Source organism: uncultured Psychroserpens sp., from assembly GCF_947500255.1.
In the GTDB taxonomy this organism is placed as follows: Bacteria; Bacteroidota; Bacteroidia; order Flavobacteriales; family Flavobacteriaceae; genus Psychroserpens.
This window is the reverse complement of record NZ_CANMRL010000001.1, coordinates 480,648-497,273: the sequence shown is the minus strand read 5'-3', so window position 1 is coordinate 497,273 and position 16,626 is coordinate 480,648. Positions and strand designations below refer to the sequence as shown.

Here is a 16,626-nt window from a genome sequence, read left to right as displayed (position 1 = left end):
GTCAAATTTACTGAGTTTTATAATGCAAATTTGTACTATAATTTATACAAAGAACATTAAAGATTTAGCATATGAAACTAGCAATTGTAACAGCATATCCGCCAAGTAAAGTAACTTTAAATGAATATGCATACCACTTAGTTAAACAGTTCAGACAAAAAGAATCTATTAAAGAACTTATACTACTTACAGATAAAACAGAAGGAAGTAAAGACATCACTTTTGCCGAGAATGGCTGTAAAATAACAGTTAAAGATTGTTGGGCATTTAATAGCTACTCTAATATCTTAACAGTGACTAAAGCTATAAATGCTACAAAACCAGATGTGGTACTATTCAATCTTCAATTTATGAAATTTGGAGACAAGAAAATTGCAGCAGCTTTAGGGTTACTATTACCGATGGTCTGTAAATTGAAACGTATTCCTAACATCGTATTACTGCATAATATTCTAGAGGAAGTAGATCTAGGATCTGCAGGATTTACATCAAATAAACTTATGCAAAAGCTTTATGGTTTTATAGGTACAACTTTAACCAGATTAATATTGCAAGCAGATACTGTTGCTGTAACCATGCAAAAATATGTGAATATATTAGAAAAGAAATATAAAGCCGAAAATGTCATATTAATTCCACATGGTACTTTTGAAATTAGTGAAGAAGAACCAAACTATTCAATCCCTACTGGTCCTCTACAAGTGATGACTTTTGGTAAGTTTGGCACTTATAAAAAAGTGGAATCAATGATAGAAGCTGTAGAACGAGTTAGAGCTTCAACAGGATTGGATATTGAAATTGTAATTGCTGGAACAGATAACCCAAATGTACCAGGATATTTAGCAAAAGTACAAGACACCTATAAGCATGTGCCACAAGTTAGGTTTACAGGCTATGTAGAAGAAGATGAAGTCCCTCAATTATTCAAAGAGAGTGCAGTAGTTGTATTCCCTTATACATCAACAACTGGAAGTTCTGGTGTATTGCATCAGGCTGGAAGCTACGGAAAAGCTGTAGTTATGCCAGATTTAGGAGATTTGGCTTTGTTGGTTAAGGATGAAGGGTATCAAGGTGAATTTTTTGACCCTAATGCTTTAGAAAGTCTAGTAGTAGCTATAGAGTCTATTGTTACTAATAGTGATTACAGAAAGGCTCTCGGACAAGCAAATTATAAAGCGGCTACAGCTTTTCCAATGACAAAGATTACAGATATGTATTTGAATGCATTTGATGCTATATTGACTCACAATATATCATGTTCTAGAACTGATTTAAAATCACCTACTGCCCAGAAATATATTTAAATGCTAACTTTTTTGCTCCATTTTTATCTATAAAGCCAAATTGCTTTTGAGCATCTTTACGCCAAGGAAGTTTTCCTACGACGTTCTTAGGTATATTCTCAAAATCATAAAGTGTCCAAGACATATATTGTAAGTTATTAGTTGCAATAATCTCTTGGGCTTTTTTATGGTAATTGGCTTGATCTTCATCAGAATTACCGAAGGGCTTCCAGAACCCATTATAAGAAGACATTCCAAATTCTCCTAGGACTATTGTTTTGTTCGGAATTTCTGCTTTCATAGTTTTTATTGCATCTTGTAGTAGCTCAAGATCTTCATAATAATGAAAGCTCACAAAGTCTACTTTGTCTTTTAATATTGATGCACTTTCAGTATTTGACCAACCAATAGTAACGGGATGGTTTTGGTCTTTAGATTTTACCAGTTGGACCATGTTTTTTAACCAAGCAACTACCATGTCTTTTCCTCGAGATTTAAAATCTAAGTTAGGTTCATTTTTAATGTCCCAAGCTACAATGGCTTTATGATCTTTAAGAGCTGTTACAATTGTTTCTGCATGCCGCATATTCAAAGTCCAATCTATTATCGAGTAATCTCCATAGAAATCAAAAAGTGTTACAACAACACCGAGATGATTGGCTTGAGCTGCATCTAAAGTGTGCTTTAGCTTTTCTAGTTTTTCAGCATCAACATCTGCTTTCCCAAAGTCTTCATATGGAATAAATATGCGAACGGAATTTAAACCAGCATCTTTAATCGTCTTAAAATCTTTTGTAATAATATCTGCTGAAAATGCTTCCCCAAACATATCCCAAGGTGTAGCTTGCGGATAATAATTAATCCCTTGGATGTTTAAGTTTTTAGTTGAAATTGCTGTTGCTATCGGGTCATAATTTTCAGTAGATTCCTTTACGAGATGTCTAATGCGCCAAAATCCATCTTCAAGTAATAATATAATCTTGTAAGTAGATATTTCAGTAGTCTCTAAAACCAATAATTCATTTTGGAAAATACGTTTGTATTCAATAACATCTTTATCTGTAATTACAGCTAATTGACCATCTTCACTAAAAAATTCTAGTGATGGATGATGCTCAAGTGTTGTAGATTCTATGCTTATGTTTTGTGCAGCATTGAGTTCAATAAAATTGAATAAATTTAATCTAGCACTATCAGTATAATAATCTTTGATGCCTGCTGTAGTATTAGTTTTGTAGGCAATATGTTTGACATACCAAGCGTCTAAATAATTATTTTCTATCTTATTTAAATTTTCAGAATCTATTGGTCTGCCTTCATTAGACAGAGGTGCCCAGGTAACTTTAGGGAGGTATTGATCAATTTTTTGAATTTCAGTATGAAGTATTGTACTGCGATCTGCACCAGTGTTAAGATAAGCTAACAATGCACTAATACCATAAATTATTAATGTAATAATTATAATGTATGAGGCGATTACAATAACGCGAAGTATATTCTTATTATAACTTACCATAGCGTTTTTGTGTTAAAGGATTGTTCAATACCTGCAGTTTTGATAATAAAATCATAGCTGTCATTTTGTACAATATTTGGTTTTAGATTAAAACGAACATAACCATCTACAGAGGTTTTGTTGAGTTGTTCTAATAACTCATTATTTTTATAAATGAATAGCTTCACTTGTAATCCATCGGGAATCATTTGATTCATAAAACTTTGTAATGGGCCAACAGTAATTGTTCTATTATGTTTTGAAAACTCAACGTTAAAATCTTTGATAACTTGTTGAAAGTTTAAATCAATTGTATTGCTTTCAGCCATACCAGCAACATAAGCCTTTATGTGCCACTGTGCTTGATGATCTGGATGTATCATTCTAGCTTGGGCGATACCTTTTATTGTTGTGCCGTAAGTTTTTAGAACAGTTCCCTCACTAGTTGTTATTGAAAATGTGACGAAAGTCCCATCACTAACGATGTTACCATATTTGTCTTTTAAAATTGATGTTGAAAAAACAGTCTGTTGATTTCCATCAGCATAATTGTGAGGTTGTTCTGCTGAAATTGTGAAGCTTTTAGGTATTGCAGGAAGTACATTGATTGTAAATTCTTTAGAATTGATATTGACACTTTCTGAAGATACAAGCATTCGTCCGCTTTCGTCCTTAGAATTTATGGTTTTGTAAGCAATCAAGTTTTTAGTCTGTATACTGTCTATGGATATCTCATTTAAAAATTGATGTTTAGCAGTTACACTAGTATGTTCGGGTAAAGGATTGTCTAATTCATCTGTTGGAATGACAACTAACATAGTGTAGTCTGTTCCACCTGCTTCAATGCTGGGTGGACCAATATAAGTTTCCATTTTAACCGCTTGTGTTTTTGGTATTATTTTGATTTCTCCATTTATATGAGTGGTGTCATTTAAGAGTTTCCAATATAAAGAACCAATTTTATGACTCAAATTTTGAGGCAGTCTATAGTAAAGTTTATTGTCTTTATTAGATGGTTTTATAAGTGTTGATCCATAACTATTAGTGCAGTACATTAATGGAGTAATCGATTCTGTTGTAGAAAACTGAAGTGTTATAGTATCACCAGCTTGAAACGTGTTTTTTTGAGTCAATAATTGAATGTCTGTAACGCTAACATTGTCTACAGCATCTGTTTTTATCGCAAAAGAAGATAAACATAACAGTATTATAACTTGGATGTAGATTAAATTAAGTCTCATTAGTTTGGGTTTCCAATATAAGCATTAGTTTCAATTTTAATATAACTAAACTCTGAATGATTAATAGGTTGTAGTTGAGTATATATGTGATTTTCAATTCTATTAGGAACTACTTTGTTAGAAATAGATGTATTTGGGAGTCCATTAACAAATACATTATCCATTCTATCTGTAATTACTTGAATAGGAGTATTGTCCATAAGCTTGTAGTTAAAATCTTGTTTTCGTTGTTGTCTTATTCCTTCTTCTAAAAATTTATGATCGACCCAGGTTATAGATTTATTCTCATCGTAATATGTAACTAATAGTTGAGGAATGGTCACTTCTTGTATCCCGCTATTGAATAAAGTCCCATTAATATGTTTTGAATTCATTTCAATATCACTAATGACTATGCGTTTATAGAGATCAGAACTGGAAACATTTCCTGCTGCGTGCAAATTGAATTTAGTAGGTTGCTCTTCAAACTCTACAGGAGTAAACTCATCCGGATTAAATGCCTTTGGGATAGAATCTTGAGTTTGAGACCAAGCAATACCTTCAAAATTAATTTTAAATGCACTGGTTTCTTTAGGCATTAATTTGTGTTTTATATGATATTTAGCGTTGTAAGTGGCTAATACTTTATTAGAGTCATTGTATAATGTGCCTTTCAAAATAACATCAGCTGGGACATTATCAATATTTTGAATTTCTCCAATTATGGCATAAGAATTATCAAGTTTTACAAGTTTGGCTGAAAGCACTTCCAATACAGGTTGTTTTAATACATCTTCATGGTGTGTCTGTTCTGTTGTAATTCTTCTTCGACCTTGATTAAAATAACCTGTAGCATTATTAGAGAAGAGTTGATCAGGTGGCAGATCTGTATCTATATCATCGGGTTCTAAATACCATTTGTCATTTATCTTTGATAATGATTTGTAATCAACTCTATTTATTTTTTCTAGTGGAGTAATCCAGTTGGTTTTTACCTTAACTGTTGCAGAACTATCATTTTGATTTAGAATTTTAGTTTCTATAGCATCTAATTTTGCATAGCTACTAAGGAGTCCATCAGTTACTGAAACTTCAAGCATATATTGCGCAATCGTTTTATTGCTTGCTGGATTGATTAATTGGTAAGCCGTTTCAAATTCTTTGAAATCTAAGGCATCATAGTAGGATAAGATGACATTTTCTGGATGTCGTTGTGCGTCATTTTTAATATAAAAATTGTAAATATTATAAATAAAAACTAGGACCAAGATTACCGACCAAATATGAGAAATTCTAAGTACAGAATTTGAAAATTTTGAGTAGTTACTTTTGAACTTTAAAAACTCTGGAATTATTTTAGGTTTAGTTCTAAGTGTGTTTACCAAAAGCATTTGAATATTTAAAAGAAAAGCTATTAATACTGTTGTTATAGGAATAACTCCCCAAAGTATTTTTTGCCATTTAGGAACATCATCTTTTGGCAAAACAGATGGGATAGGAGGTACGTTTAAACGCTCCCAAACCATAATACCATTTTCCAGTTGTCTTAGGCGTTGCCATCCACAAAAATATAAGATAGGATCATAGAACTTATCGTTAGAAAAAGTATACTTGAGGTTATACTTTTCTGGAGTTGTTAGAAACTGTTGCAGAGATCCGATTCCAGCAACACCTTTAAATTTTGAATTCTCTAAGCGCTCTATTGGTCTGGTTGTTAACTCTGGTAATCGTCTTGCAGAATGATAATTACCATCAACAGTCATGGCATTAGTTTGAGAACTTAACCAGGCCATTTGATCTCCAAAGCCAAGTGTTAAGAATCGCCATTTGTAATGGTCATCTTGGTTTAAGAAATTGACTATGGGCTGCATCTTTATTTTTTGGGGTTGTGATGGTCTAAAATAGCCTAAGCTCATAGTGAAAATAGTCATGAAAATAAAAAGACCAGCAAGAACACCTCCACAAATTCTATGATATACAGCACCAAATTTTAATTGAATCAAAGATTTTAAATCGCCCTGAACAAATCTAAAAGTAAACTCCCCAAATAATGGTAAAGCCATTATTGATGCCCAGAGCGTAAAACGATCTAGAGTTAAAATATTAAACGCAGTCTCACCTAATAAAAATTTTGGAATAGGAGTAGTTCCTCCAGTTCCTAAAAGAGTTAAAATAGTGATGGATAAACCAAAGAATAAATAACGTTTGCTATAATATCTATAAAAGATATATGGTAATAGTAAGAGTAATATACCCCAGGGAATTAAAAAGAACACTAATCCTGAAGAAGTAACTTCAAGAAAATTGTCTCTAGATCCATGTGGAATTGGGACCTGAGTTATCGGGTTGTTTTTTGAATTTATCCAATAAGGCAAAATGCATCCAATTATAATTATAAGTGAAGCTATTCCAAATTTAATAATACGTTTTAAAAGCTTAGAAAAACTGTTTAGAAAGACTTTGAATGTAATGGCCTTCATAGATTTAACCTGTTCTCTAGCATGATCCATGATTAACATTCCTATTAAAGGAAAAATAAAAAATACCATCCCAAAAATTGGCGTTACATGATGTGATGTTACTGTTACGGCAATTAGAGATAGTGATGTAGCTAAATACCAATATTTACCAGTTTTTAACCACGAGTATATTTCAGGTAAGGCATGCATTAAAACAGAAATCCCGATAATGCTTGGTAACTGACCAAAGATATGTAAGGTTTCAATAAATGATGAAGAGAACACAGCAAGTAAAGCAGCATAACCAGCAGAAGTTCTATTTGTAGTTATTAATAATGAAAACCGATACACACCAGTAATAAATAGTAATATACTTATTATGGTTACAGTAAATAAACCAAATTTTAAGCCGCCAATCATTGAAAATAGCGCAATAGCTTGATGTACTAATGGTGGATAACCCATTACTGAAAACCCTGTATACCATTTATAGTTCCAAGGTTCAAACCAGCTATTTGTATAATGATCTGCAAAAAATAAATGTATTAATGCATCATAGGTAGTTTCTAAGGTAAAGAATAAAGAACTTCCATGAAATATCAATCCTAAAAGGATAGCCACTATCAAATATTTATTTGTTATTTCTTTCATTAAAAAACTATTATTATTTCAATATGGTAAATATATATAATATCGATAGTCAGACGATTATCAGTCGTCTACAGCAATCTACCATTCGTCTACACTAAATGTTTCATGAACTAATTAAACAAATTTGAGGCATCAACCAAGCTACTTTTGACTCAAGAAAACCTATAAAAATAGTATTATGAAAGTTTTAGCAATAGATGATCAACAATTAGTATTACTTCCTTTACAAAAGCGATTAACAGAATTAGGATACGACGTAAAAACTGAAACAAATTCGGTTAAAGGCCTTAAGTTGTATAATTCGTTTAAACCAGATTTAGTAATTGTAGATATTAATATGCCAGGTATGTCTGGACTAGATATAGTAAAACATATTAGAAAAGATAAAAAGTCCCAAACACCAATTATGGTATTGTCAGGAAACACTCAAGATCATACAATTATTGAAGGTTTCGAGTTAGGAATAGATGATTATATGAAAAAGCCACTAAGCTTAAATGAAATTTGTGTGCGTATAAAACGATTAATTGGTATTCCAGAATTAAAACAAATGTATCAAGAAAGCAATACTATAATTCAAGAGCGTTGTGTTGGTGTTGTTATTCCTTGTTATAATGAAGAAGAACGATTATTAAGTAAAGAGTTTACAGATTATATAGATAAGAATACAGGATATCATTTATGCTTTGTTAATGATGGGAGCAAAGACAATACATTACAAGTATTAAGGAATTTGCAAAAAGGACGAGAAGATTTTATTACTGTTTATAATTGTGATAAAAATGGAGGAAAAGCAGAAGCTGTTCGTTTAGGAATGCTTCACATGGCTCAAAAAGAAGATCTTGATTATATTGGTTTTTTAGATGCCGATTTATCTACAGATCTAGCTGATTTTGATGACTTAGTTAAAACAATCGAAAACTCAAATTTTAAAGTAGTTAGTGGATCAAGAATTTGTAGGATGGGCGCTAATATTAATAAGGAATGTTCCAGAGCAATGATAAGCTTAACAATCAATTTTATTATTAAAAAAGTCTTATCAATGAAATTCAAGGACACCCAGTGTGGCGCAAAAATTTTCAGTAAAGATGTTATCAATATTGCTTTTAAAGATAAATTTATTACACGATGGATTTTTGATGTTGAAATCTTTAAAAGAGTAGCACATCATTTTGGATTGAAATCTGCACGAAAAATGCTCTGTGAACAACCACTAAAAAGATGGGTTCATGCTGACGGGTCTAAATTATCAATGAAAGATTCTATAAAAATTGTTGGTCAACTTGCACAAGTTGCATGGGTTTATAGACATAAAAAACATAATAAAATGATACTGGAGACATCAGAATTTAACATTACCTAAACCCTAAATAATAATCAATGAGAATAGGAATCATAATTATATTCCATAATGACGAAAAGAAAATTAACACTAACTCTTTTATCAAATATTGTAATAAAGCTGAGTGTATTGAATTTTGTTTAGTCAATAATCACAGCAAGGATGATACTTACTTTGTTCTAAAGGAAATTAAAGCCCAATGTAACAATGTCTCTGTTGTTAATATTAAAAAGTTTAAAGCAGATAATCAGGCGATAAAAGCAGGAGCCAGATATATGTTCAATCACACTAATTTTAATCATATAGGTTATATTAGTATGAGTATTTTGAATGAAACAAATGGCGACCTAATGACGCTTCTTGAAACCATTAATAAAAATCAAAACGCTATTGCTACCTATAATGCTATGGTGTTGAGTAGTCGAGAAGTAAAGCAAACAATGTTTCAAAAACTCTTCTCAGTTATAGACCATTTAACACAACTAAATTTAGAAAATCAATATATAGAATCCCGACTTTCAGGTAAATATTAACTTTTATAAAAAAATGAAAGATGGTTTTTTATAACTCAATGTCTCTAATATCCAAGCGCATATTTATTAAATGTTTTTTAAAGCCTGCTTTTTCGTAGGCTCTAAGAGCTGGTAGATTGGTGTCATAAACATCTAATTTAATTTCGAATACACGTCTAGATTTACACCATTTCAATAAAGCATTTAAAACGAGTTTGTTATAACCGTTTCCGCGGTGTTCTTCTGGGACATACATAAAACCTAAATACCCTTGAAAATCATGTTTTAAGTAAGGTCGGTCAGGAATAATTTGAGCATAGCCAGAAGCAACAAGTTCTCCGTCTATATCAGCAACTAATAGTTCTGAATTATCGTTAGTAATTAACGCTTTTAGATCATAATAACTCGTCGTGTCTTCCTTAATGGTTTCGTCCATAGGGAGTTCTGCTTGAATTAATCCAAGTTTAAATTGTTTTAAAGTTTCTAAGTCTGCTGATGTCGCCTTTCTAACGTTTGGTATTTGCATACTTAAAAATAAGCAGATAAAATTAAAACAATACATTTGCGATACTAAAAGTTTCAACTTTATGAGTTTAGAAAAAGAATTAAGAGAGCGAAGCAATAATACCTGTGAATTATGTGCGTCTAATCAAGATTTAAAACAATATACAATCCCACCATCGTTGAATGAAAATGTAACTAATGACGTACTTGTTTGTACTACATGTTTGGATCAAATTGAAGGCAAAACAGATATGGATCCTAATCATTGGAGATGCCTTAATGATAGTATGTGGAGTGAACATGTGGCTGTACAAATAATGGCTTGGCGTATGTTACAGCGCTTACGTAATGAAGGTTGGCCTCAAGATTTGTTGGATATGATGTATTTAGATGATGAGGCTTTGGCTTTAGCAAGAGCTACTGGAGAACATGAAGACGAAGAAAACAAAATTATTCATAGAGATTCAAATGGTGTTACCTTAGCGTCTGGAGATTCCGTTGTTTTAATCAAAGATCTAAAAGTAAAAGGCTCAAGTATGGTTGCAAAGCAAGGAACTGCTGTTAGAAATATTCGTTTAGACCGTGAAAACGCTGAGTATATTGAAGGAAAAGTAGATGGCCAGCAAATTGTCATTATTACACAATACGTTAAAAAACTGTAGTGGTCTTATGGGCTTTAAAAACTGAAGGACTCATCTTTTTTACAGATTTAAATTGCCTATTAAAATTCGAAATATTACGAAAACCGGTCATTTCAGCTATTTCAACAATAGGCATGTCTTTATTTACTAATAATAGCTTACAAGAGTGCTCAATACGTAATTCGTTTAAAAAGGTAATATAGGTCTTGTTTGTTCGCTTTTTGAAATATTTGCAAAATGCATTTTTTGTCATATTAGCCACTTCAGAAATTGTCGTTAAAGAAATATCTTCATTAAAATGATTCATTGTATATTCAAATACATTTCGCATACGATGTCCTTCTATATCTGTATACATTTTATTATAAATGAAAGACGATAAACTCGTATAACTAGACTTTGACAATAATTGCAGAAGTTCTAATAATATAATAAAACGCTTTAGCTTAGAAGCGCTTTCAAGTTGTTCAAATAATGCGCTAATTACTTTTTTATGAGAAGAGACCTTAAATCCGTGTTTTGAACGTTTAAAGAAAGGTTTCAATTCTTTGAGTTCTTCAAGATTGAAAAACTGAACTCCAAAAGAGGTTTCAGTAAAAAATAAAGTAAGCATATGCGATTTTAAATTTGAAGTCTGGTCGCTTTTAAATACATGAGGGATATGACTTCCTATAACTAAAACATCTCCTGTTTTGTAATAATTGATGGTGTCTCCAACAATTAAAGTGCCTTCCCCTTCAATGATTAAACTAACTTGAATTTCTTCATGCTGATGTAATTTATCAAAAAATAGATGGCCTTTATCCTCCTGAAATATGAGTGCGTCAAAATCTGGTTTCGGAATTTTAAATGGTAAAACTTTCATTCGTTTACGATCAAATTATTATCAAATATATGCAAATACTATTCTATTTTTTGACTTAAAACTAATTTAAAGATAATATAGTATTGATAATGGATAAATAGCCATTATTTATTTTGAAAATAGTGCACTAGTTTTACAGTATCAAAACAAGTTAATTTATGAGTATACAATGGAAAGGCGTCATGCCTGCAGTGACGACCAAGTTTACAGATTCTGATACGTTAGATTTACCGATGTTCCAACACAATATTGAAGCACAGTTAAAGGCTGGTGTTCATGGGATTGTTTTAGGAGGAACATTAGGAGAAGCAAGTACGCTGAGTGATGACGAAAAAAGGATTTTAACAAGAACTACCGTAGATATTGTTAATGGTAAGGTTCCTGTTCTTATTAATATTGCAGAGCAAACAACCAAAAATGCAATTCATGCAGCTCAAAAAGCTGAAGATGATGGCGCTAAGGGTTTAATGATGCTGCCACCAATGCGTTACAAATCTGGAGATAGAGAAACAGTTGAGTATTTTAAAGCGGTTGCAAATAATACATCATTACCAATTATGGTGTATAATAATCCTGTAGATTATAAAATTGAAGTGACGCTAGATATGTTTGATGAATTATTAAAATGCAATAATATCGAAGCGGTTAAAGAGTCTACTAGAGATATTTCTAATGTCACTAGAATTAAAAACCGATTTGGTGACCGACTAAAAATTATGACAGGCGTTGATACATTAGCTTTGGAGAGTCTGCTTATGGGAGCAGATGGCTGGATAGCTGGTTTGGTATGTGCTTTTCCTGCTGAAACAGTCGCTATTTATGAACTTCAAAACGCAGGTCGAATTCAAGAAGCGTTGGAGATTTATAGATGGTTTTTACCATTGTTAGAGTTAGATATAAACCCTAAATTAGTACAAAATATTAAGCTCGCCGAAGTAGCTACCGGGATTGGAACCGAAAATGTTAGAGCACCTCGTTTGCCACTTTATGGAGATGAACGTCAACATGTTTTAAACGTTATTGAAGACGGTTTGAAGCGCAGACCAACACTGCCAAATTATAAGAATTTATAAGATGCTGGAGATTAGACCAACATGCGAACATTGTAATAAAGCATTACCTTTTAATGCAGAGGATGCTATGATTTGTACATTCGAATGTACATTTTGTAGAGATTGTGTTAGCAATGTTCTAGAACAGATCTGTCCAAATTGTGGTGGTGGATTTGAAAAGCGACCGATTCGTCCCGAATCATTATTAGAAAAATACCCAGTGTCTACAAAAGTGATTCATAAACCCGTTGATGTAGTATTGCATTTAAAACGAATTAAAGAAAGATGATAACAGGAAAAAATTATATAGGAACAGCTCTATCTGCAAAAGGAGATGTAACGTATAAAACGTTTAACCCAAAATTAAATACTGAAAACCAAAATACGTTTATAGAAGCAACTCCTGCCGAAATTGAAATGGCATGTATACTTGCAGAACGTGCATTTCATAGATTTAAGACCTATTCAGGGAAGGATAAAGCTGAATTCTTAAATGCTATCGCAGATGAAATTTTAGCGCTTGATGACGAGTTAATACAAACATATTGTTCTGAAACAGGTCTGCCAGAAGGTCGTGCCAAAGGGGAACGCGGACGAACAGTCGGACAGTTACGAGCTTTTGCCGAATTAGTTGCCGAAGGATCTTGGGTTGAAGCGTCTATTGATACAGCTCAACCAGAACGACAACCGATGCCAAAATCTGATATTCGTAAAATGATGGTGCCTCTTGGTCCTGTCGTAGTCTTTGGAGCAAGTAATTTTCCGTTGGCGTATTCTACTGCTGGTGGTGATACAGCTGCAGCATTAGCTGCTGGTTGTCCTGTAATTGTCAAATCACATCCTATGCATGCTGGAACCGGTGAATTGGTGGCTTCAGCAATTATAAAAGCTGCAGAAAAAACAGGAATGCCAAATGGTGTGTTTTCTAATTTAAATAGTAGTGGTATTGAAGTTGGCGCACAATTAGTAAAGCGTCCAGAAATAAAAGCTGTCGGTTTTACTGGAAGTATAAAAGGTGGACGAGCTTTGTATGATTTGGCTGCACAGCGAGAAGAACCTATTCCTGTGTTTGCCGAAATGGGAAGTATAAATCCGGTTGTGATACTACCAGAAGCTTTAAAGAATAGAGGTGAAGCCTTAGCAAAAACTTATGCTAGTTCGATTACCTTAGGTACTGGGCAGTTTTGTACAAATCCTGGTTTAATCTTAGGAATCAAAGGTGATACGCTATCAAATTTTATAACCAAACTTTCAGAAGAAATTATAAAGATAGAGCCTACTTGTATGTTGCATCCCAATATTATTGGAGCTTATGAATCAAATAAAGAAAAAGCTTTAGCGCAACCAGAATTAACACTAAGTGTTGATTATACTTCTGAAGTACAAGCCAATTATGCGAGACAAGCAATTACAACCGTTAAGGGATCTACTTTTATTGAAAATCCTACCCTACATCAAGAAGTATTTGGACCATTTTCAATGGTAGTTCAATGTGAGAATACGACGCAGTTAGAACAAGTGATTTCAAATATAGAAGGGCAACTCACAGGAACAGTCATTGCAGATAATAATGAAGCATCTAACTACACAGAGGTGATTTCAGCATTGCAAAATAGAGTTGGTCGTATTATTTATAATGGTGTTCCAACTGGTGTTGAGGTTTGTCCATCTATGGTTCATGGTGGTCCATACCCTTCGTCTACAGATAGTCGATTTACTGCTGTAGGTATTCACTCCATAAAACGATGGGTAAGACCATTTAGTTATCAAGATTGGCCAAACGATTTACTACCAAATGAACTCAAGAATGAGAACCCATTAGGTATTTCAAGATTAGTAAATAACCAGCAAACGACCATGAAACTATGAGATTTTTAAAAGGCATTTGTATACTAATACTACTATTGATTTTTGGATGTGAAAAAGAAGAGTCTAATACAGCATCAAAAGAGTTAAACCAAATAATTAATAGTTATCAAGACTACGAAGGATATGACGACAAAGCATATCCTTTGGGTCTTTTTACAAAGGCATATTTTGAGTCTGAAGCAAGGTTTGCAAAAACCAAACTTCAAGAATTATCCCATATCAAATTAGACGACTTAAATGAAACTGAACAAATTTCGGCTGAGTTGCTAAGATTTATCCTTGAAGATCGAATTAATTATTTTGAGTTCGAACACTACTTAAATCCGTTACTTTCCGATTCAGGATTTCATTCAAACCTCACTTATAATGTGAGGTATTTAAATAATTATGAGCAAGTCATCGAATATATAAACAAATTAAAAGCGATACCAGAGTTTGTTAGTCAAAACCTAGTTAACCTTCGTGAAGGTTTAGAAAAAGGAATATCTCAACCCTTGGTTATCTTTAAAGGCTACGAGTCTACTTATAATGACCATATTGTCGACAATTACCAAGACAGTTATTACTACTCGCCTTTTAAAAATTTGCCACCAGATTTAACTGAAAGTCAAAAGGATTCGGTTTTGAACATTGCAAAAGATGTTATCCAAACAAAAGTGACTCCTGAATTTAAACGAATTAAAACATTTTTTGAGACAGAATATTTTCCAAATACAAGAACAACTATAGGTGTTTCTGAAACACCAAATGGAAAAGCCTATTACCAAGATCGTATCAATTTTTATACAACAAGTACACAATATACCGCAGATGATATTCATCAAATTGGTTTAAAAGAAGTGGCGCGTATAAAAGCTGAAATGGAACAGATTATTTCAGAGTTAAACTTTAAGGGAAGTTTTGCAGATTTCTTTCATTTTTTAAGAACAGATGAACAGTTTTATGCAAAAACACCTAATGAACTTTTAACAATTGCCAGAGATATGGCAAAGCGTGCAGATGAACAGTTGCCGAGATTTTTTAAAACATTGCCTAGAAAGCCTTATGGAGTAGCACCAGTTCCAGATGCTATTGCACCTAAGTATACCTCAGGACGCTATGTTGGAACTTCAAAAGAAAGTAGTGAACCTGGTTACTATTGGGTAAATACTTATGATTTATCTAGTAGAACATTATATACCTTACCAGCACTTACAGTTCATGAAGCCGTTCCTGGACATCATTTGCAAGGCAGTTTAAATAACGAATTAGGTGATAGCATTCCACAATTTAGAAAAGACCTATACCTCTCTGCGTATGGTGAGGGTTGGGGATTGTATTCTGAGTATTTAGCCGATGAAATGGGAATGTATACAACACCTTACGAGCAGTTTGGGCAACTAACTTATGAAATGTGGCGGGCTTGCCGACTTGTAGTAGATACTGGAATTCACATGAAAGGATGGACGAGAGATCAGGTAGTTGAGTACATGTCGTCAAATACAGCTTTGTCGCTTCATGAGATTAATACGGAGACTGATCGCTATATCTCATGGCCAGGACAAGCATTGTCATACAAAATAGGAGAGCTTAAAATAAGAGAGTTGAGACAAAAGGCCCAATCACAATTAGGCGCTAAATTTGATATTAGAGAGTTTCATGAAGTGATATTAGAGCAAGGCACTGTAACACTTTCTATACTTGAAAATAGGGTGAATCATTATATTGAAAAACAAAAAAATGAGTAAATCCAAATTTATATGTATTGATGCACATACCTGCGGAAACCCTGTTAGAGTGATCAAAGAAGGTGGTCCGAAGCTGGAGGGAAACTCTATGAGTGAAAAACGTCAACATTTTTTAAAAGATTATGATTGGATTAGAAAAGGATTGATGTTTGAACCTAGAGGTCATGATATGATGAGTGGGAGTATTCTATATCCACCTCATAATTCAGAGAATGATTTCGCCATCTTATTTATTGAAACATCTGGTTGCTTACCTATGTGTGGTCATGGTACTATTGGAACTATTACAATTGCTATTGAAGAAGGTTTGATTCATCCAAAAACACCTGGAAAGATTAAAATGGAAGCACCAGCAGGTTTAGTAGATATTGAATACCAACAAACTGGAAATAAAGTAGATTGGGTTAAACTCATCAATGTGAAAAGTTACTTAGCTGCTCAAGATTTGACCATTGATTGCCCAGAATTAGGAGTCATTACATTTGATGTCGCTTATGGCGGGAATTTTTATGCTATTGTCGATCCACAGCAAAGTTTTTCTGGAGTTCAGGATTTTACGGCTAGTCAAATCATTCAATATTCACAAGTAGTAAGAGATCGAATAAATGATAAATACTCTAATCTATTTGTACATCCAGAAAATGAAACGATTCGAGATGTAACTCATATGTTGTGGACAGGAAAACCAATACATGCGTCTTCTTCAGGAAGGAATGCTGTGTTTTATGGTGATAAAGCTATTGATAGAAGTCCATGTGGTACTGGAACATCGGCTCGATTAGCTCAATTGTATGCAAAAGGTGAATTAAAAATAGGGCAAGCTTTTATTCATGAAAGTTATATTGGGTCTACTTTTATTGGACGAGTTGAAGAAGAAACACTATTGGATGGAACATTAGCAATTATACCAAGTATTCAAGGCTGGGCAAAAGTGTTTGGATACAATACCATAACTATTGACCCTGAAGATGACCCATATGCTTATGGGTTTCAAGTGATTTAATTT

Annotated in this window: 14 protein-coding genes; 9 read left to right on the top strand and 5 right to left on the bottom strand. The window is 33.1% G+C overall.

Annotated features, from left to right (window positions below):
- Positions 1–71: 71 nt before the first annotated feature.
- Complete coding sequence (locus Q0783_RS02035; RefSeq protein WP_298892866.1) at positions 72–1,304, top strand: glycosyltransferase; 1,233 nt, start codon at positions 72–74, stop codon at positions 1,302–1,304.
- On the opposite strand, the gene Q0783_RS02030 is transcribed toward Q0783_RS02035, so the two are convergent.
- From Q0783_RS02030 to Q0783_RS02020, 3 genes are read right to left on the bottom strand one after another with little or no spacing between them, the layout of a single operon-like run.
- Entirely contained in the window at positions 1,282–2,799 is a 1,518-nt protein-coding gene (locus tag Q0783_RS02030) for a glycoside hydrolase family 2 TIM barrel-domain containing protein (protein WP_298892864.1), read from the bottom strand. The two genes, Q0783_RS02035 and Q0783_RS02030, sit on opposite strands and share 23 nt — an antisense overlap.
- On the bottom strand, positions 2,793–4,019 hold the full coding sequence (locus Q0783_RS02025) for a hypothetical protein (RefSeq protein WP_298892862.1): 1,227 nt from the start codon (positions 4,017–4,019) through the stop codon (positions 2,793–2,795). Before Q0783_RS02025 ends, Q0783_RS02030 begins: the two co-directional genes overlap by 7 nt.
- Complete coding sequence (locus Q0783_RS02020) at positions 4,019–7,108, bottom strand: hypothetical protein (RefSeq protein WP_298892859.1); 3,090 nt, start codon at positions 7,106–7,108, stop codon at positions 4,019–4,021. The genes Q0783_RS02025 and Q0783_RS02020 overlap by 1 nt, the downstream gene beginning before the upstream one ends.
- Positions 7,109–7,286: 178 nt before the next feature.
- Here Q0783_RS02020 and Q0783_RS02015 point away from each other — a divergent pair, with 178 nt between their 5' ends.
- Together Q0783_RS02015 and Q0783_RS02010 are read left to right on the top strand one after the other, a co-directional pair.
- Positions 7,287–8,471 carry a response regulator gene (locus tag Q0783_RS02015; protein ID WP_298892857.1) on the top strand — a complete coding sequence of 395 codons (1,185 nt, stop codon included), beginning with the start codon at positions 7,287–7,289 and terminating at the stop codon, positions 8,469–8,471.
- A gap of 17 nt (positions 8,472–8,488) precedes the next feature.
- Entirely contained in the window at positions 8,489–8,983 is a 495-nt protein-coding gene (locus tag Q0783_RS02010) for a family 2 glycosyl transferase (RefSeq protein ID WP_298892854.1), read from the top strand.
- A 28-nt stretch (positions 8,984–9,011) separates the two neighbouring features.
- Here the strand turns inward: Q0783_RS02010 and Q0783_RS02005 are convergent, their stop codons facing one another.
- On the bottom strand, positions 9,012–9,488 hold the full coding sequence (locus Q0783_RS02005) for a GNAT family N-acetyltransferase (RefSeq protein ID WP_298892852.1): 477 nt from the start codon (positions 9,486–9,488) through the stop codon (positions 9,012–9,014).
- Positions 9,489–9,549: 61 nt separating this feature from the next.
- Between Q0783_RS02005 and Q0783_RS02000 the strand changes: the two genes are divergently transcribed.
- Positions 9,550–10,128, top strand: coding sequence for an alkylphosphonate utilization protein (locus tag Q0783_RS02000; RefSeq protein WP_298892850.1), 579 nt, complete (start codon positions 9,550–9,552; stop codon positions 10,126–10,128).
- Here the strand turns inward: Q0783_RS02000 and Q0783_RS01995 are convergent.
- On the bottom strand, positions 10,115–10,972 hold the full coding sequence (locus Q0783_RS01995; RefSeq protein ID WP_298892848.1) for an AraC family transcriptional regulator: 858 nt from the start codon (positions 10,970–10,972) through the stop codon (positions 10,115–10,117). The genes Q0783_RS02000 and Q0783_RS01995 overlap by 14 nt on opposite strands.
- Before the next feature lie 158 nt (positions 10,973–11,130).
- Here Q0783_RS01995 and Q0783_RS01990 point away from each other — a divergent pair, with 158 nt between their 5' ends.
- The 5 genes from Q0783_RS01990 to Q0783_RS01970 are packed head-to-tail and all read left to right on the top strand — an operon-like array spanning position 11,131 to position 16,623.
- Positions 11,131–12,045 (top strand): dihydrodipicolinate synthase family protein, encoded by a 915-nt coding sequence (locus tag Q0783_RS01990; RefSeq protein WP_298754495.1) that lies wholly within the window; start codon positions 11,131–11,133, stop codon positions 12,043–12,045.
- A gap of 1 nt (position 12,046) precedes the next feature.
- A complete protein-coding gene (locus Q0783_RS01985; protein ID WP_298892847.1) occupies positions 12,047–12,313 on the top strand; it encodes a DUF1272 domain-containing protein in 267 nt (88 codons plus the stop codon).
- Positions 12,310–13,893 (top strand): aldehyde dehydrogenase (NADP(+)), encoded by a 1,584-nt coding sequence (locus Q0783_RS01980; RefSeq protein ID WP_298892846.1) that lies wholly within the window; start codon positions 12,310–12,312, stop codon positions 13,891–13,893. Before Q0783_RS01985 ends, Q0783_RS01980 begins: the two co-directional genes overlap by 4 nt.
- The gene (locus Q0783_RS01975; protein ID WP_298892845.1) at positions 13,890–15,620 is read left to right on the top strand and encodes a DUF885 family protein; all 1,731 of its coding nucleotides are present in this window, start codon (positions 13,890–13,892) and stop codon (positions 15,618–15,620) included. Before Q0783_RS01980 ends, Q0783_RS01975 begins: the two co-directional genes overlap by 4 nt.
- Positions 15,613–16,623, top strand: a complete 1,011-nt coding sequence (locus Q0783_RS01970) for a 4-hydroxyproline epimerase (protein WP_298892844.1) — start codon at positions 15,613–15,615, stop codon at positions 16,621–16,623. Before Q0783_RS01975 ends, Q0783_RS01970 begins: the two co-directional genes overlap by 8 nt.
- Positions 16,624–16,626 lie beyond the last annotated feature (3 nt).